At 65.3% G+C, this 17,221-nt stretch carries 12 protein-coding genes and 1 riboswitch; of the genes, 9 read left to right on the top strand and 3 right to left on the bottom strand.

Annotated features, from left to right (window positions below; translation table 11 throughout):
* Positions 1 to 70 precede the first annotated feature (70 nt).
* Entirely contained in the window at positions 71 to 544 is a 474-nt protein-coding gene (locus tag BLQ85_RS20440; RefSeq protein ID WP_074579792.1) for a hypothetical protein, read from the top strand.
* A 241-nt stretch (positions 545 to 785) separates the two neighbouring features.
* Here the strand turns inward: BLQ85_RS20440 and BLQ85_RS20435 are convergent, their stop codons facing one another.
* Positions 786 to 1,898, bottom strand: a complete 1,113-nt coding sequence (locus BLQ85_RS20435) for an ABC transporter substrate-binding protein (protein ID WP_074579791.1) — start codon at positions 1,896 to 1,898, stop codon at positions 786 to 788.
* 190 nt (positions 1,899 to 2,088) lie between these two features.
* On the opposite strand from BLQ85_RS20435, the gene uvrA reads away from it, so the two are divergent.
* The 4 genes from uvrA to BLQ85_RS20415 all read left to right on the top strand — a co-directional run bounded on the left by uvrA (position 2,089) and on the right by BLQ85_RS20415 (position 10,700).
* The gene (uvrA, locus tag BLQ85_RS20430) at positions 2,089 to 7,962 is read left to right on the top strand and encodes an excinuclease ABC subunit UvrA (RefSeq protein ID WP_074579790.1); all 5,874 of its coding nucleotides are present in this window, start codon (positions 2,089 to 2,091) and stop codon (positions 7,960 to 7,962) included.
* A gap of 188 nt (positions 7,963 to 8,150) precedes the next feature.
* Positions 8,151 to 8,765, top strand: a complete 615-nt coding sequence (locus tag BLQ85_RS20425; RefSeq protein WP_074579789.1) for a type IV toxin-antitoxin system AbiEi family antitoxin domain-containing protein — start codon at positions 8,151 to 8,153, stop codon at positions 8,763 to 8,765.
* Positions 8,762 to 9,631 (top strand): nucleotidyl transferase AbiEii/AbiGii toxin family protein, encoded by an 870-nt coding sequence (locus BLQ85_RS20420; protein WP_074579788.1) that lies wholly within the window; start codon positions 8,762 to 8,764, stop codon positions 9,629 to 9,631. Before BLQ85_RS20425 ends, BLQ85_RS20420 begins: the two co-directional genes overlap by 4 nt.
* A 100-nt stretch (positions 9,632 to 9,731) precedes the next feature.
* The gene (locus BLQ85_RS20415) at positions 9,732 to 10,700 is read left to right on the top strand and encodes a Bug family tripartite tricarboxylate transporter substrate binding protein (protein WP_074579888.1); all 969 of its coding nucleotides are present in this window, start codon (positions 9,732 to 9,734) and stop codon (positions 10,698 to 10,700) included.
* 70 nt (positions 10,701 to 10,770) lie between these two features.
* On the opposite strand, the gene BLQ85_RS20410 is transcribed toward BLQ85_RS20415, so the two are convergent.
* The gene (locus tag BLQ85_RS20410) at positions 10,771 to 11,364 is read right to left on the bottom strand and encodes a TetR/AcrR family transcriptional regulator (protein WP_074579787.1); all 594 of its coding nucleotides are present in this window, start codon (positions 11,362 to 11,364) and stop codon (positions 10,771 to 10,773) included.
* Positions 11,365 to 11,467: 103 nt separating this feature from the next.
* Between BLQ85_RS20410 and BLQ85_RS20405 the strand changes: the two genes are divergently transcribed.
* A complete protein-coding gene (locus tag BLQ85_RS20405) occupies positions 11,468 to 12,721 on the top strand; it encodes an MFS transporter (RefSeq protein ID WP_074579785.1) in 1,254 nt (417 codons plus the stop codon).
* Here the strand turns inward: BLQ85_RS20405 and BLQ85_RS20400 are convergent.
* Complete coding sequence (locus BLQ85_RS20400) at positions 12,718 to 13,512, bottom strand: HAD-IIB family hydrolase (RefSeq protein WP_074579783.1); 795 nt, start codon at positions 13,510 to 13,512, stop codon at positions 12,718 to 12,720. The genes BLQ85_RS20405 and BLQ85_RS20400 overlap by 4 nt on opposite strands.
* Before the next feature lie 77 nt (positions 13,513 to 13,589).
* A riboswitch (S-adenosyl-L-homocysteine riboswitch) is annotated at positions 13,590 to 13,662 on the top strand.
* 99 nt (positions 13,663 to 13,761) lie between these two features.
* On the opposite strand from BLQ85_RS20400, the gene ahcY reads away from it, so the two are divergent.
* From ahcY to metF, 3 genes are all read left to right on the top strand, one after another.
* Complete coding sequence (ahcY, locus tag BLQ85_RS20395; protein WP_074579781.1) at positions 13,762 to 15,192, top strand: adenosylhomocysteinase; 1,431 nt, start codon at positions 13,762 to 13,764, stop codon at positions 15,190 to 15,192.
* A gap of 161 nt (positions 15,193 to 15,353) precedes the next feature.
* Entirely contained in the window at positions 15,354 to 16,376 is a 1,023-nt protein-coding gene (locus BLQ85_RS20390; protein ID WP_074579780.1) for a TlyA family RNA methyltransferase, read from the top strand.
* Between the two features lie 7 nt (positions 16,377 to 16,383).
* A complete protein-coding gene (gene metF / locus BLQ85_RS20385; protein ID WP_074579779.1) occupies positions 16,384 to 17,214 on the top strand; it encodes a methylenetetrahydrofolate reductase [NAD(P)H] in 831 nt (276 codons plus the stop codon).
* Positions 17,215 to 17,221: the final 7 nt, after the last annotated feature.

The following is a 17,221-nucleotide window of genomic DNA, read 5'->3' as shown; positions in this document are numbered from 1 at the left end:
TGTCACAAATGTCTCTGCATTACGCACAGCAGTCTGCGTTCCCCCTGGCGTACTTACTGGAGACCCGCTGATGATTTACACCAAGACGGAATTGGGCCAATCCGCATTGCAAGACCGTTCCATCCCGATGACACCGAGGCAACGTTCGGCGTTCATCATGTTTGACGGCAAGCGCAGCATGGAAGAGGTGGTCAAGGCCACCGCGGGCCTGGGCGTCACGGCTGAAGATATTTCCCACCTGCTGTCGCTGGGCCTGCTGGCACCCGCCGCGGTGCAGCCGCCGGCCCCGCCCGCCGCCCCGGCGCCGGCCGTGTCCGCGCACAACGCCGACGGCTCACCCACGCTGAGCGCGCAGGAACACTATTCCAGGGCCTACCCGATTGCCACGCGGCTCACGGCCGGCCTGGGCTTGCGCGGTTTCCGGCTCAACCTCGCGGTGGAAGCCGCGACCGACATCGACAAGCTCAAGGAACTCGCGCCCAAGATCAAGGAAGCCGTGGGCCCCGAGAAGTTCAAGGAACTGGAAAACGCGCTTTACTTCTGAGCCAACCCGCACGGCCTGGCGCCGCAGGGTCTGCGATCCGCGAGCAGGGGCCGCGATCCGGCTCTGCCGGGCGCAAGCCGCCTGTCCCCTTGGGGGGAGGTGACGCTACACGAAGTGAGCGTCGGCAGGGGGGGCGAGCCCACAAGCAGGGGCCGCGAACCGGCTCTGCCGGGCGCAAGGCGCCTGTCCCCCACGGGGGGAGGTGACGCTACACGAAGTGAGCGTCGGCAGGGGGGCTTATCTACCTCTTGAATTTGCCGTCCGTGCCAATGATGGACAGGTCGGCGAAGTCCAGGCCGGTGTGGTCCTCGGGGCTGTAGCTCACTTCCAGCCCGCCTATGTCGTACTTGCGCAGGCCTTCCAGCGCGGCCTGCAGTTTTTCGCGCGTGGGTTTGGCGCCGGCGCGGCGCAGGCCCTCCACCAGGACCTTGGCCGCGGCAAAACCTTCCAGCATGGCGGGACTCACGTCGGCCTGGCCCTTGGCCTTGGCCAGCTCCTGGGCTTCCTTGACCATGGGGAAGGCGATAGAGCGCTCATACGGAAAGACCTGGGTCACGATCACGCCGCGGGCGTTGTCGCCCAGGCTCTTCACAAAACCCCCCGAGGCGTTGTTCGACAGCGTGACGAGCTGCGCCGTGGAGCCGGCCGCGCGGAAGGCCTTGACGCCGTCGACCACGGCCTGGCCCGATGCGACCATGATGACGGCCTGCGCGTTCGACTGGTAGACCTTGGGCGCGATGGGCCCGAAGTCGGGCTTGCTGCGGTCGAATTTTTCGAGGACAACCGGCTGCAGTTTGGCCGTGGCCAGGCCTTTTTGCGCGCCCATGACGCCGTCGGCGCCGAAGCTGTCGTCGGCATAGACGATGCCGACCCGCGTGATGCCCATGGAGGCGAGGTGGGTGACGGCTTTTTCAGCCTCGCGCTGGTAGGTGGCGCGCACGTTGAACACATGTTTCCTCACGGGCTGGTGCAGCACCATGGCGCCGGTAGACGGGCCCACCAGCGGCACGCCGTGTTTGTCGAGCAGCGGGATGATGGCCTCGGTGTGCGGCGTGCCGCGCGTGAGGAACAGGGCCACCACGTTTTGCTCTTCCACCAGCTTGCGGGCGTTTTCCGCCGCGAGCTTGGGATCGAACTTGTCGTCGACGGACACCAGCTCCACCTTCTGCCCGTTCACGCCGCCCTTGGCGTTGACGGCATCGATGTAGAGCTTGGCGCCTTCGGTGGTTTCCTTGACGCCGGCGCCCACGGGGCCGGTGAAGCCCGCGGTCTGCCCGACAAGTATCTGTGCCTGGCCCAGCTGGCCCAGGGCGGCCAGCACAAGGGCCGCACACCAGTGTTTTGTTGTTGACATGGTCTGTCTCCTTAAATCGATCCCAGGTCGGCAAAGTTAAACACGAAAGCGCAAAAACGGTCAGCAGGAAAACCAGAATGCGCCCTAATTGGCGGCGGCAAAAGTGCACAAAAGGGGCATTAATCCGCATACTCCGCACGGCCAGAGGCTTTGCCTAGAATGTTTGACCTCTTCAGGAAAGACCGCACTCATGTCCCAGGGAACCATCCGCATCCGCGGCGCGCGCCAGCACAACCTCAAAAACCTCGACCTTGACATACGCACCGGTGAAATGACGGTGGTCACCGGCCCCAGCGGCTCGGGAAAATCCTCGCTGGTGTTCGACACCCTGTTCGCCGAAGGCCAGCGCCGCTATGTGGAAACCTTCTCGGCCTATGCGCGCCAGTTCCTGGACCGCATGGACAAGCCGGCCGTCGACAAGGTCGAAGGCGTGCCCCCGGCCATCGCCATCGACCAGACCAACCCGGTGCGCAGCTCGCGCTCCACCGTGGGCACCATGACGGAGCTCAACGACCACCTGAAGCTGCTGTACGCGCGTGCCGCGCAGCTCTTCGACAAGCAGACCGCGCAGAACGTGCGCCACGACACGCCTGAGTCGATTTATGCCGAGCTGATGGCGCGCACCAAAGAAGGCGACCCGCGCGTGGTGCTGACCTTCCCGGTCGAGCTGCCGGGCAACACCAGCGCCGAGCAGGTCGAGCAGTGGCTGTCGGTCAGCGGCTTCACGCGCGTGCATGCGCAGCGCGACGTGGCCACGCCGGCCGGCCCGCACAAGCTGCTGGATGTGGTGGCCGACCGCTTTCGCACCCATGCGGTGGAAAAGTCCCGCGTGATGGATGCCATCGAGACCGCGCTCAAGCGCGGCGGCAGGCTCAATGTCTATGTGCAACACGCCGAGGATGGCCAGCCGGACCAGATGTGGCGCTTTTCGACGGGCTTGCACTGCCCCGACAGCGACCTGCGCTACACCAACCCCACGCCCTCGCTGTTTTCCTTCAACTCGGCCATGGGCGCCTGCGAAACCTGCCGCGGTTTCGGCCGCGTGATCGGCGTCGACTACGGCCTGGTGATTCCGAATGACAAGCTGACCTTGCGCGCCGGCGCGATCAAGACCATACAGACGCCGGCCTGGAAGGAAGCCCAGGACGATTTGATGCGCCACGCCGAGGCGGCCGGCATCCCGCGCGACACGCCCTGGTACAAGCTCACGCCCGAGCAGCAGGGCTGGGTCATCAACGGCACGCCGGGCTACAAGGACGGCAACTGGAACAAGCAGTGGTACGGCATCAAGCGCTTTTTCGAATACCTTGAAAGCAAGGCCTACAAGATGCACATCCGCGTGCTGCTGTCCAAGTACCGCAGCTACACGCCGTGTGAAACCTGCGGCGGCGCGCGCCTCAAGCTTGAATCCTTGCTGTGGCGCCTGGGCTCCAAAGAGTCGGCCGACGCGGTGCTGCCGCCGGTCCAGCGCTTCATGCCGGTGGGCGTGCAGTGGAGCCGCGAGCAGCTCGAGGCCCTGCCGGGCCTGGCGCTGCACGACCTGATGCGCCTGCCCATAGACAGGCTGCGCGAATTCTTCAGCGGCCTCTCGCTCAATGTGATGGGCGATGACGCCGAGATCCAGGCGCTCAAATCATTGTTTGAAGAGATCCAGACGCGCGTCAAATACCTGTGCGACGTGGGCATTGGCTACCTCACGCTGGACCGGCAAAGCCGCACGCTCTCGGGCGGCGAGGTGCAGCGCATCAACCTCACGACGGCGCTGGGCACTTCGCTGGTCAACACCCTGTTTGTGCTGGACGAGCCTTCCATAGGCCTGCACCCGCGCGACATGAACCGCATCACCCAGGCCATGCACCGCCTGCGCGATGCCGGCAATACCCTGGTGGTGGTGGAGCACGACCCGGCCGTGATGCTGGCGGCCGACCGCATGATAGACATGGGCCCGGGCCCGGGCGAGAAGGGCGGCCAGATCGTGTTCGACGGCACGCCCGAAGACCTCAAACATGCCGACACGCTGACCGGCGCCTACCTGGGCTCGCGCAAGCAGGTGGGCATGGGCTTCAAGCGCGCGGTGACCGAGAACACGCCGCGCCTCATCCTCGAAGGCGCGCGCGACCACAATCTGAAGAACCTCACGGTGGACTTCCCGCTGCAGCGCCTGGTCTGCGTGACCGGCGTCAGCGGCTCCGGCAAGTCCACGCTGATGCAGGACATCCTGGCGCCGGCGCTGCTGCGCCAGTTCGGCAAGGCGACCGAGACGCCGGGCCTGCACGACCGCCTGCTGGGCGCCGACCACCTGACCGATGTGGTGTTTGTCGACCAGTCGCCCATAGGCAAGACGGCGCGCTCCAACCCGGCCAGCTATGTGGGCGCCTGGGACGCGGTGCGCGACCTGTTCGCGCTGGCGCCGCTGGCCAAACAGCGCAGCTACACCGCCACCAAGTTCAGCTTCAACAACGGCGACGGGCGTTGCCCGACCTGCGGCGGCTCGGGTTTCGAGCACGTCGAGATGCAGTTCCTGAGCGACGTCTACCTGCGCTGCCCCGATTGCGACGGCAAACGCTACCGCGCCGAGATCCTCGAGGTGACGATTGAACGCAAGGCCGTGGGCGACCTCAAGCCGCGCCTGCTCAATGTGTCCGACGTGCTGGACCTCACGGTCAGCGAGGCGATTGCGCTGTTTGCGCAGGACCGCGAGGTGGTGCGCTCCCTGCAGCCGATTGTGGACGTGGGCCTGGAATACGTGAAGCTGGGCCAGCCCGTGCCCACGCTGTCGGGCGGCGAGGCGCAGCGCCTGAAGCTGGCCGGTTTTCTGGCCAATGCCAGCAAGACGGCGAGCGCGAGCAAACAGGCGCTGGCGCTCCGGCAGCCCGGCCGCGGCACGCTGTTTCTGTTTGACGAGCCGACCACCGGCCTGCATTTTGACGATATCGCCAAGCTGATGCGCGCGCTGCGCAAGCTGCTGGAGGCCGGCCATTCGCTGATTGTGATCGAGCACAACCTCGACGTGATCCGTTCGGCCGACTGGCTGATAGACCTGGGCCCCGAAGGCGGCGAAGGCGGCGGCCTGCTGGTGGCCCAGGGCACGCCCGAGGAAGTGCGCAAGCACCCGACATCCCACACGGCGCTGGCGCTGCGCGAGTACGAGCAGGCCATGGGCAAGGTCTACGGCGTGGAAGAGTCGCGGCCCAAGGCCTGGACCACGCGGCCGGTGTTCTCCAACCTGATCCAGATCGTCAACGCCAAGGAGAACAACCTCAAGAGCCTGTCGGTGGACATTCCGCGCGGCAAGTTCAATGTGGTGACCGGTGTCTCGGGCTCCGGAAAGTCCACGCTGGCTTTTGACATTCTGTTCAACGAAGGCCAGCGGCGCTACCTCGAGTCGCTCAACGCCTATGCGCGCAGCATCGTGCAGCCGGCGGGCCGGCCCGAGGTGGATGCGGTTTACGGCATCCCTCCCACCGTGGCCATCGAGCAGCGCCTGTCGCGCGGTGGGCGCAAGTCCACCGTGGGCACCACCACCGAGGTCTGGCATTTCCTGCGCCTCTTGTATGTGAAGCTGGGCATACAGCATTGCACCAAGGAAGGCGCGGCCGTGATGCCGCAAAGCCCCGAAAGCATCGCGGCCCAGCTGCTCAAGACCTACCGCGGCCAGCACATAGGCCTGCTGGCGCCGCTGGTGATCGCGCGCAAGGGCGTCTACACCGAGCTGGCCGACTGGGCGCGGCCGCGCGGCTACACACATTTGCGCATAGACGGCGAGTTTTTGCCGACCACGGGTTTCCCGCGCATAGACCGCTTCAAGGAACACACGGTGGAGCTGCCCGTGGCCGACATCCATGTGTCGCCCGAGAACGAGGCCGCCTTGCGCGCCGCGCTGGCGACCGCGCTGGAACACGGCAAGGGTGTGGTCCATGTGCTGGCGCCGCTGGACGGCCTGCGCGGCGCGATGATGGCCGGCGCCAGTGCCAAGAACATCGGCAAGCTGATCGCGTTTTCAACCAAGCGCGCCTGCCCGGTGTGCGCGACCTCGTATGCCGAACTCGACCCGCGGCTCTTCAGCTACAACAGCAAGCACGGCTGGTGCCCCGATTGCGTGGGCACCGGCGTCAAGCTCACCAAAGAGCAGCGCAAGGTGTTTGACGACTCGGTGATGGACGACGACAACAAGGGCCGCGAGCAAAGCTTTGCCGAGCCCGAGGTGGAGGACGTGGCCGGCACCGCCTGCCCGACCTGCGAAGGCACGCGCCTGAATGCCACGGCCCGCGCGGTGAAATTCGCCGGCGTTGGCATTGCCGACATCGCGGCGCTGTCGGTGACCGACGTGCGGCGCTGGGTCGAAAAACTCGCGCTGCTGGGCCGCGAGGCCGGCATCGCGCGCGACCTGATCCCTGAAATCAAAAGCCGGCTCGAGTTCCTGGAAGACGTGGGCCTGGGCTACCTCACGCTGGACCGCGGCGCGCCCACGCTTTCCGGCGGCGAGGCGCAGCGTATACGCCTGGCGGCGCAGCTGGGCTCCAACCTGCAGGGCGTTTGCTACGTGCTGGACGAGCCGACGATTGGCCTGCACCCGCGCGACAACCAGATTTTGCTGGGCGCCTTGGGCAAGCTCAGCGACCGCGGCAACACCCTGGTGGTGGTCGAGCATGACGAGGACACGATTCGCCGCGCCGACAACATCATCGACATAGGCCCGGGCGCGGGCAAGCGCGGCGGCACACTGGTCGCGCAGGGCACGGCGGCGCAGCTGTCGGCCGTGCCCGAGTCGCTGACCGGCCGCTACCTGGCGAACCCGCTGATACACCCGCTGCATGCGCGGCGCGAAACGCGCAAGGGCGCGGCGCCGGCGGCCGCGGTGAAGGAGGCCGCCGTGGTTGCCGACGCCAAACCCGTGAGCAAACAGAAGGCGGCCCTGCTCAAGGCCGCGGCGCTCAAGGCCGCCGCGGCCAGCGCCAGTGCGCTGCATAACGCGGCGCCGGTGGCGGCCGGGCCTTTCACGTCCTGGCTCACGGTGGTCAACGCCGACCTGCACAACCTCAAGGACGTTTCGGTCACCGTGCCGCTGTACCGCCTGGTGGCGGTGACGGGCGTGTCGGGTTCGGGCAAGTCCACGCTGGCGCGTGACGTGCTGCTGACCAATGTGCATGCGGGCGTGACGCAGCGCTCCACCAAGTCCGGGCGCGACGCCGATGACAAGGGCAAGACGCCCGACTGGACCGGTTGCGAGCGCATCGAAGGTTATGCGGCGGTGGACCGCGTGCTCGAAGTCGACCAGACGCCGATCGGCAAGACGCCGCGCTCCTGCCCGGCCACCTACATCGGCTTCTGGGACACGATACGCAAGCTGTTTGCCGACACGCTGGAAGCCCGCGCGCGCGGCTACGGCGCCGGGCGCTTCTCTTTCAACACCGGCGAGGGCCGCTGCCCGACCTGCGAAGGCGCGGGCGTGCGCACCATCGGAATGAGTTTTCTGCCCGACGTGAAGGTGCTGTGCGAAACCTGCCACGGCGCGCGCTTCAACCCCGAGACCCAGGCCGTGACCTGGCGCGGCAAGAACATCGGCGACGTGCTCAAAATGGAAGTGGACGAGGCGGTGGACTTCTTTGCCTCCATGCCCAACATCAGCCACCCGCTGCAGCTGCTGAAAGACGTGGGCCTGGGCTACCTCACGCTGGGCCAGCCTTCACCCACGCTGTCGGGCGGCGAGGCGCAGCGCATCAAGCTGGTGACCGAACTCAGCAAGGTGCGCGACGACATCACGCGCCGCGGCCAGAAGGCGCCGCACACGCTCTACGTGCTGGACGAGCCCACGGTGGGCCTGCACATGGCCGACGTCGAAAAGCTGATCCATGTGCTGCATCGCCTGGTCAACGGCGGCCACAGCGTGGTGGTCATCGAACACGACCTGGACGTGATCGCCGAAGCCGACTGGGTGATTGACCTGGGACCGGACGGCGGCAACGCCGGCGGGCGTGTGGTGGCGTCGGCGCCGCCCGAGGCCGTGGTCAAGCTGGGGACGCACACCGGGAAAGCGCTGGAGAGCGTACTCGCGCGGGCTTGAACACCCCCGTCCAGGCTCACTGCGTGTAGCTTGTTCCCCCCTGGAGGGGGCGGCGCCTGCGGCCCGGCAAAGCCGGTTCCACGGCCCCTGCTGGCTTGCGGTTTTTGCGGCTAACGCTGAGGGAGTTTGTTCCAATTATTCGTCGAATATTTGCATTCGACGAAAAAATGGAACATACTCCAAGGGCTATGAATCCTCATCCCAAGGTCATCCCCGCCCAGCGCATCCTTGATCTGGCCCGCCAGAAAGGCATGCTGCGCCCTGGCGACCTGGAGGGTGTGGGCGCTGCAAGGGTGATGCTGACCCGGATGACGGCCAACGGCCAGCTGGAAAAAGTGGGGCGCGGCCTGTACCGGCTTCCAGGTGCCAATGCCTCGGAGCACGAAACGCTCACCACCGTCGCCGCCAGGGTGCCCCAAGCGGTGTTCTGCCTGCTCACGGCACTGCAGTTCCACGGCCTGACCACCCAGCTACCGCGCCAGGTGTGGATCGCCATGCCACGCGGCAGCCATGCGCCCAGGCTGGACTATCCGCCGGTGAAGATGGTGCAGTTCACCGGTGAGGCCTATACAGAAGGCGTGGAAGTCTTTGAGCGCGACCAGGTGCCTCTGCGCGTCTACGGCGTGGCCAAAACGGTGGCTGACTGTTTCAAGCACCGCAACAAGATCGGGCTTGACGTGGCGCTGGAGGCGCTGCGGGATGCGCGCTCACAAAAGAAGGCGTCGGCTGACGATCTCTGGCGTTTTGCCAAGATTTGTCGTGTTGCCAATGTGATGCGCCCCTACCTGGAGGCGATCGAATGAGCAAGGATCTTGCCGCATCGGTGCGGGCGCGATTACTGAACAAGGCCAAGGCCGAGCAGTCGGATTTCAACGGCGTGCTGGTCCGTTATGCGCTGGAGCGCCTGCTGTACCGCCTGAGCCAGTCCGCGCACGCCGACCGTTTCCTGCTCAAAGGCGCCATGCTGTTCACGCTCTGGTACGACATGCCGCACCGGCCCACGCGTGACGTGGATTTGCTGGGCTTTGGACCCAGCGACCTGGCGTCCATCACGCAAACCTTCAGGGACATCGCTTCGGTGGTGGCGGAAGACGGCATGCGCTTTGACTCTGAAAGCGTGCTTGCTGAAGAAATTCGCAAAGAGGCGGGCTACGCCGGGGTGCGTGTCCTCCTCAGCGCAGAGCTGGCCGGTGCGCGCGTGAAGACACAAATCGACATCGGTTTTGGTGATGCCGTGACGCCCGGGCCGGTACACGCTGTTTATCCCGTCATGCTGGATGATTTTCCGGCGCCGACGCTGCAGGCCTATCCGGTGTACACCGTAATTGCTGAAAAGTTGCATGCCATTGCCTTGCTGGGCATGACCAACAGCCGCCTGAAGGATTACCTGGATTTGTCTGTGCTGCTGGAGCGCGAGGTGCTGGACGCGGACATTCTTGCGAAAGCGATAGCCCAAACTTTTCGGCGGCGCGGCATGCAGGTGCCGACAGCGCTGCCCATCGGGCTGAGTGATGAATTCGGAAATGACGCGTCACGGCAGGTCCTGTGGCAGGCCTTCCTGAAAAAGAATCAACTCCCCGGAGTGCCGTTACCCGAGTTGGTCGCTGCGTTGCGCGCCCGATTTGAGTCCGCACTGCAATGGGCTTCGTTGGCGGCTGGGTTGCAATAAGCCGGCTGACACCCGCGCGACAGTCCTTCAGGTGTTGCCCTGATTCGCCAAAACCAATCGCCGGGCATGATGGCCGTATTCCAAAAAAGGAGACATGTCCATGCAACGCCGCCCCTTTCTGCACACCGCCGCCGCCCTGGCCTTGATGGCCGCCGCGGTCATGCCGGCCCAGGCGCAGACCTTTCCGGTCAAACCGATCAAGCTGGTGATTGCCTTCCCGGCCGGCGGGCCGACCGACATCACCATGCGCTCGCTGGCCGACAACGCCGGCAAGATCCTCGGCCAGCCGGTGATCGTGGAGAACAAGCCCGGCGCGGGCGGCACCCTGCCGGCGCAGCAGCTGCAAAGCGCCGCGGCTGACGGCTACACGCTGGCGCAGATTCCGCTCGGTGTGTTCCGCCTGGGCTACACGACCAAGATCAACTGGGACCCGGTCAAGGACATCAGCTATGTGATCAATGTGACCGGTTATGCCTTCGGCATCGTGGTGCCGGCCGACAGCCCGTTCAAGACCTGGGCCGATTTTGTGGCCTATGCCAAGGCCAATCCGGGCAAGCTGACCTACGGCTCCACCGGCACGCTGACCAGCCCGCACCTGACGACGGAACTCGTCGCGCAGAAAGCCGGCATCGAGCTGCAGCATGTGCCCTACAAAGGCAGCGCCGACCTGATGCTGGCGCTGGTCAGCGGCCAGCTGATGGCCGGCGCCGACAGCACCGGCTTTGCGCCGCAGGTGGAGGCCGGCAAGCTGCGCGTGCTCAATACCTGGGGCGAGAAGCGCCTCGACAAATTCCCGAACGCGCCCACGCTCAAGGAACTGGGCTATGACATCGTGCAGAACTCGCCCTTTGGCATAGGCGCGCCCAAGGGCACGCCGCCCGAGGTGGTCAAGCGCCTGCACGATGCCTTCAAGAAGGCCATGGAAGAGCCGAGTTATGTGGCGGCGCTGGCCCGCTACGACATGCTGCCCAACTACCTGAGTTCGGCGGATTACACGAAGTTTGCGCAGGACACGGTGGTGCGCGAAAAAGTGCTGATCGACAAGCTCGGCTTGGCTAAACCAAACTAAGCACACCCCTATCGAGGCTCACTTCGTGTAGCCTCTTTTCCCCTTGCAGGGGACGAGGCCTGCGGCCCGGCTAAGCCGGTTCCGCGGCCCCTGTTGGATTGATACCGGTCAATACGAACAATTCGTCTGCCAGCTGATCTGCCAGTGCGGGCTCCACGCCCGAGCCAAAAATCAGCCGGTAAACAATGGGGGCCATCATGTGGTCCAGCACCTGCTGCACCGTGGGTGTGGCGTCGCCGCGTGCCTGGGCCCGGCTCACCAGCGCGGTGGCCTCGGCGCGGCGGTTTTTCAGGCAATTGGTGTCTTCCGGGCCGGCCAGCGCGGCCGCCGCCTTCAGCATCGAGGTGCAGCCGGGCTTGTTGAGGTGGTTGATCAATTCCCGGGCCCAGGCCGTGAGTTCGGTTTTCAGGTCGCCGGTCTCGGGCAGGGGGCGGTTTGGGTCCAGCCGCTGCGTCGCGGTATCGCCGAGCAGGCCGTTCACGTCGCCCCAGCGCCGGTAAATGCTGGAGGCGCTGACACCGGCGCGCTCAGCCACGGCCGGCACGGTGACCTTGTCACGGCCTTCCTGGGCAATCAGTTCTTCGAGCGCCTTGCGCACCACGGCCTGCACCTGGGCGCTGCGGCCGCCTGGGCGTTTGGCCTGGCTGGGAAGAGGGGTGTTCATGGCACGATTCTAGCTTAAAGCAATGATATTTGCGTTAATTTAAATGTCGGCGTAGAATTCACAAACGCAAATAAATTTGCTTTAAGAAAGTCGAGCGTTTCCCATGAGCACTCCCGCCGCCCCCTCTTTGCACGCTTCTTCCGCCGTGACGGCGCCGCGTTGGCAGCTGCCGCCCGCGGCTGCCTTTCCGCTGTTGGCCATCCTGCTGTTCGCCTTCTTCGTGGCGGGCAGTGCGCCTTCGCCGCTGTTTGTGGTGTTCCAGCAGCAGTGGGGCTTTTCGCCGGCGCTGCTGACGGTGGCGTTTGCGATTTACGCGATTGCGCTGCTGGCCTCGCTGCTGGTGGCGGGCTCGCTGTCCGACCACATAGGCCGGCGCCCCGTGGTGTTTACCGCCTTGCTGCTGCAGGCCGGCGCGATGCTGACCTTTCTGCTGGCCGAGGGCATAGGCGGCATCATTGCGGCGCGCATTGTGCAGGGCATCGCGACCGGCATGGTCGGCGGCGCGCTGACGGCGGCGGTGGTGGAAGCCGCCCCGGCCGCGCAGAAACGCCTGGGCGCGATGATAGGCAGCGTCTCGCCGCTGGCGGGGCTGGCCGTAGGCGCGGTGCTCACCGGTATCGCCGTCAAGTTCGCCTTGCATCCGGTGCCGCTGGTGTTTGGCGTGCTGGCCGCCATCTGCGTCTTGGGTGCGGTGGCCACGCTGTTCCTGCCCGAAAGCGTCACGCCGCGCCCCGGCGCACTGGCTTCGCTGGTGCCGCGCGTCTCGGTGCCGGTGCAGGCGCGCTCTGAATTTGTGCGCGGCGTGCCGACGATGCTGGCGGTGTGGTCGCTCGCGGGCCTTTACCTGTCGCTGGTGCCTTCCGTGCTGCAGCAAATCTTCGGCATCCACGACGGCATCGTCAACGGCCTGGCGATTGCCACCTTTTTCGGCCTGGGCGCGGTATCGCCAACCTTGCTGAAAAAACTGTCGCCGGTGCGTATGAGCGCCGTCGGGATGAGCTTGCTCGCCGTGGGCGCGGGCCTGGTGGCTATGTCGCTGGCAACCCGTTCCGTGGCGCTGTTTTTTGCGGGAACGGCGCTGGCAGGTTTCGGTGGCGGCTCGGCTTTCTCCGCGCAGGTGCAGACGCTGGCGCCGATAGCACAGCCACACCAGCGGGCGGAGTTGTTTTCTGCGCTGTATGCCGTCAGCTACCTGGCTTTCAGCGTGCCGGCCATGCTGGCAGGCCGCTTGATCGCGCCGCTGGGCCTGCCGGCCACGGTGGAGGGTTATGCCACGCTGGTGCTGGCCGTGGCCGCGTTGGGTGCCTGGTTGCGTTGGGGCTCGGTGCGCCGTGCGGGTGCACCGGCTGTCAATTAATCCAGCAGGGAGCGGACCACTTCGGTGAAACCCGCGCCGCGTTCGCCGCGCGTCACGTAACGCGGCAGGTGCGCGAGCTGCGGCACAAAACGCGCGATGTTGGCCACGCCCACGCTGTTGGCAAAGGCCTTGAACATCAGCTGGTCATTGGTGGAGTCGCCCACATACACCCATTGCGCCATCTCGGCGTCCAGGTCACGCTGCCAGAGTTCGCGAACAATCCAGCGCGCGCCCTCAAGCTTGTTGTGCTCGCCATACCAGCCGTTGATATGGATGCTGCTCACGGTGGCATGCATGCCTTCGCTTTTCATGAGCGCCACGACGGCGGCGATCTGCGCATCCGCGAGTTGGGTGAACTCGCTGTGGTCTATGGCGATGTCGGTTTCACGGCCTGGCGAGTCGGTGGCGCGGGTCACGCCCGGCAGCTCGCGCTCTATGCGTGCCAGCACGGCCTGCATGCGGGCGAAGTTGCTGCTGCGCGTGGCTGCGTCCTGCTGATAGATTTTGGCCAGCGGCCGCGGCGCGGCGCTTTGGGCATCGGGCAGCAGCGCCACGGCGCCGTTTTCCGCGACGATGGCATCAACGGGCCAGCGCGCCGCAAAAGGCTCGCTCCAGCCCACGGGCCGGCCGGTGATCGCCACCACCTTGAGCCCGGCGGCTTTCAAGGCACCCAAAGCCTGCAGCGCATCGGCGGTGATTTCCCCCTCGGTGGTCAGTGTGTCGTCGATGTCGGTGAAGATGCCGGTGATGCCCTCGCGCTGCGCGGCGGGCCAGTGGGGGAGTTCTTGCATGGTGAAATTTTCGCATGGTGGCCCAGGGCTTAGATGACGGGGCTGGGCAAGCGCAGGCAGCTTGGATACAATGGCGTCTTCCTGAGGAGCGTTGCAAGCCACATCACGTGGACCAGGCTCAGGACTTCATTGCAACCACGCTCACCCGCATGTGCTCTCTCAAGCCGGGTGAATGACTGAATTCCCCCTCACCTTGAACGCCGTGCTTGTGGCGATTTTGCCCTTTGCGTTTGATTTTTGGAGAACCGTATGAGCGCCGTCCTGAAGCCTTCCACCGACCACATCATTGCCGACATCTCGCTTGCCGCCTGGGGCCGCAAGGAACTGAATATCGCCCAGACCGAAATGCCCGGCCTGATGGCCATCCGCGAAGAGTTCGCCAAGGCGCAGCCCCTGAAGGGCGCGCGCATCACCGGCTCGCTGCACATGACGATACAGACCGGCGTGCTGATCGAGACCCTGCAGGCCCTGGGCGCCGACGTGCGCTGGGCTTCGTGCAACATCTTCTCCACGCAGGACCACGCCGCCGCCGCGATTGCCGCTGCCGGCACGCCGGTGTTCGCCATCAAGGGCGAAACCCTGGCCGACTACTGGGACTACACCCACCGCATCTTTGAATTCAAGGGCGCCAAGGGCACGCCTGAAGAAGGCCCCAACATGATTCTGGACGACGGTGGCGACGCGACGCTGCTGATGCACCTGGGCAGCAAGGCCGAAAAAGACGCCAGCCTGATCTCCAAGCCCACCAGCGAAGAAGAAACCTGCCTGTTCAATTCGATCAAGGCCAAGCTCGCACAAGACCCGACCTGGTACAGCCGCCGCCTGAAGAACATCATCGGCGTGACCGAGGAAACCACCACCGGCGTGCTGCGCCTCAATGAGATGTCGGCCAAGGGCACGCTGGCCTTGCGCGCCATCAACGTGAACGACTCGGTCACCAAGTCCAAGTTCGACAACCTGTACGGCTGCCGCGAATCGCTGGTCGACGCAATCAAGCGCGCCACCGACGTGATGGTGGCCGGCAAGGTTGCCGTGGTGGCCGGCTACGGCGACGTGGGCAAGGGCTCGGCCCAGGCCCTGCGCGCGCTGAGCGCCCAGGTCTGGGTGACCGAGATCGACCCGATCAACGCCCTGCAGGCCGCGATGGAAGGCTACAAGGTCGTGACCATGGAATACGCCGCCGACAAGGCCGACATCTTTGTGTCCGCCACCGGCAACAAGAACGTCATCACCTATGCGCACATGGCCGCGATGAAAGACCAGGCCATCGTCTGCAATATCGGCCACTTCGACAATGAAATCGACGTCGCCGCGCTCGAGAAATGCACCTGGGAAGAGATCAAGCCGCAAGTCGACCACGTGATCTTCCCGGACGGCAAGCGCATCATCCTGCTGGCCAAGGGCCGCTTGGTCAACCTCGGTTGCGGCACCGGCCACCCGAGCTTTGTGATGTCGTCGAGCTTCGCCAACCAGACCATTGCCCAGATCGAGCTCTTCACCAAAAAAGAGGCTTACGAAGTCGGCAAAGTCTATGTGCTGCCCAAGCACCTTGACGAGAAGGTCGCGCGTTTGCACCTCAAGAAGGTCGGCGCGGTGTTGACCGAGCTGAGCGATGAGCAGGCCGCGTACATCGGTGTCTCCAAAGCCGGCCCGTACAAAGCCAACACTTACCGCTATTAATGAGTGGTCGATGGCGGTCTGCATGAGCGTCCGCCTCTGAACATCTGAACGTTCACCGAGTCGGGTCGATACTTCGGCCGGTTCGGTGAACGGACTGGCCGCACCGGCCGGAATGCGCCCGCAACGATCCTTGAGGCCGTTGGAACACCGAGAACCACTACATGCGCGCTGACCTCTTCCTCGTCGACCACGGCCATGCCGCCACCCGCTCCCAGGCCCAGCGCCTGATTGCCTCGGGTGTGCAGTGGCGCGCGGAAGCGGACGCACCCTGGAAAAAGGTCGCCAAGAACGGCGACGAAATTCCCGAAGGTGCCGAGCTGCAGCTGCTGGACACCACCGAAGCCAAATACATCTCGCGCGGCGGGCTCAAGCTTGAAGGCGCGCTCAAGGCCACGGGCCTGTCCGTGGCCGGCCTGCGCTGCCTTGACGTGGGCCAGTCCACCGGCGGTTTTACCGACTGCCTGCTGCAGCACGGCGCCGCGCAGGTGGTGGGTGTGGACGTGGGCCACGGCCAGCTGCATGCCAGCCTGCGGGGCGACCAGCGTGTGGTCTGCATCGAAGGCCTCAATGCGCGTTCCATGACGGCCGCCGACCTGGTGGCCGGCCATGCGGGCGACAGCGGCGACATGGACTTTGGTGATGAGTTCGACGATGAAGATGAGGGCGAAGAAGGCGAGGAGGGCCCGGCCATTGAAGCCAACTTCGACTTCCTGACTGGCGACCTGTCTTTTATTTCGCTCACGCTGGTGCTGCCCGCCGTGGTGCGCCTGCTCAAGCCCGGCGGCGACCTGCTGATGCTGGTCAAGCCGCAGTTCGAGCTGCAGCCCGGCCAGGTCGGCAAGGGCGGCATCGTGCGCGACCCGGCGCACTTCGCGTTTGTGGAAAAACGCTTGCGTGATGCCTGCGCGACCCTGGGGCTGGAGGTCAAAGCCTGGCTGGATTCGCCGATTGAAGGCGGCGACGGCAACCGCGAGTTTTTTATCCAGGCCGTCAAGGGTAGTGACGTGGCCGGTGAAGACCAGCCGTTGCCGGCCGCGCCGCAGCGCAAGGTCGCCAAGCGTGTGCCGCGCGCCGAGCTGCGCGCCTCCCGCGCGCCGCACGAAGACTCCGAACTCGCGCATGCCGGCCAGCCCGGGCCGGCACGCGGCAAGCGGCGTGACAAAAAAACCGATAACGACGAGTGAGATCCAGATGAACCTGCCTCTGAGCTTTGAATTTTTTCCCCCCAAGACGCCGGAAGGCGCGGCCAAGCTGCGTGTGGCGCGCCAGGCGCTGTATGCGCACAAGCCCGAGTTCTGTTCGGTCACCTTTGGCGCCGGCGGCTCCACGCAAGAGGGCACCTTCGGCACCGTGAAGGAAATCCTGGACGAAGGCGTGGCCGCGGCCTGCCATTTCTCGTGTGTGGGCGCGACCAAAGCCACGGTGCGCAAACAGCTGGCCGAACTGCGGGCCATGGGCGTCAAGCGCCTGGTGGCGCTGCGCGGCGACCTGCCCAGCGGCTACGGCGCCGGCGGCGAGTTCCATTACGCGAGCGACCTGGTGGCCTTTATCCGCGAGGAAACCGGCGACGCCTTCCACATCGAGGTGGCGGCCTACCCCGAAGTCCACCCCCAGGCCCGGTCGGCCGACGCCGACCTGCAGGCTTTTGTCAAAAAGGTCAAGGCCGGCGCCGATTCGGCGATCACGCAGTATTTTTTCAACGCCGACGCTTATTTCCGCTTTGTCGACGATGCGCAAGCCCTGGGCGTGGACCTGCCCATCGTGCCGGGCATCATGCCCATCATCAGTTCCACGCAGCTCATGCGCTTTTCCGATGCCTGCGGCGCCGAGATCCCGCGCTGGATACGCCTGCGCCTGCAGGGCTTTGGCGACGACACCGCCTCCATCAAGAGCTTCGGCCTGGATGTGGTCACCGGCCTGTGCGAGCAGTTGTATGCAGCGGGCGTGCCCGGTATCCATTTCTACACGATGAACCAGGCCGCGGCGACGACCGAAATCATCGGGCGGCTGCAGCGGGCCTGAGCCCGGC

It is taken from the genome of Polaromonas sp. JS666 (genome assembly GCF_900103405.1).
Lineage (GTDB): Bacteria > Pseudomonadota > Gammaproteobacteria > Burkholderiales > Burkholderiaceae_C > Polaromonas.
The sequence above is the reverse complement of the archived record's forward strand: the minus strand, read 5'-3'. Positions and strand labels throughout refer to the sequence as shown.

Excerpts from the sequence above, each read along its gene's own strand:
- BLQ85_RS20420 (WP_074579788.1), top strand. The coding sequence starts at position 8,762 with ATGAGCAAGGATCTTGCCGCATCGGTGCGGGCGCGATTACTGAACAAG.
- BLQ85_RS20410 (WP_074579787.1), bottom strand. The coding sequence starts at position 11,364 with ATGAACACCCCTCTTCCCAGCCAGGCCAAACGCCCAGGCGGCCGCAGC.
- BLQ85_RS20415 (WP_074579888.1), top strand. The coding sequence starts at position 9,732 with ATGCAACGCCGCCCCTTTCTGCACACCGCCGCCGCCCTGGCCTTGATG.
- metF (WP_074579779.1), top strand. The coding sequence starts at position 16,384 with ATGAACCTGCCTCTGAGCTTTGAATTTTTTCCCCCCAAGACGCCGGAA.
- BLQ85_RS20425 (WP_074579789.1), top strand. The coding sequence starts at position 8,151 with ATGAATCCTCATCCCAAGGTCATCCCCGCCCAGCGCATCCTTGATCTG.
- uvrA (WP_074579790.1), top strand. The coding sequence starts at position 2,089 with ATGTCCCAGGGAACCATCCGCATCCGCGGCGCGCGCCAGCACAACCTC.
- ahcY (WP_074579781.1), top strand. The coding sequence starts at position 13,762 with ATGAGCGCCGTCCTGAAGCCTTCCACCGACCACATCATTGCCGACATC.
- BLQ85_RS20405 (WP_074579785.1), top strand. The coding sequence starts at position 11,468 with ATGAGCACTCCCGCCGCCCCCTCTTTGCACGCTTCTTCCGCCGTGACG.
- BLQ85_RS20400 (WP_074579783.1), bottom strand. The coding sequence starts at position 13,512 with ATGCAAGAACTCCCCCACTGGCCCGCCGCGCAGCGCGAGGGCATCACC.
- BLQ85_RS20390 (WP_074579780.1), top strand. The coding sequence starts at position 15,354 with ATGCGCGCTGACCTCTTCCTCGTCGACCACGGCCATGCCGCCACCCGC.
- BLQ85_RS20440 (WP_074579792.1), top strand. The coding sequence starts at position 71 with ATGATTTACACCAAGACGGAATTGGGCCAATCCGCATTGCAAGACCGT.
- BLQ85_RS20435 (WP_074579791.1), bottom strand. The coding sequence starts at position 1,898 with ATGTCAACAACAAAACACTGGTGTGCGGCCCTTGTGCTGGCCGCCCTG.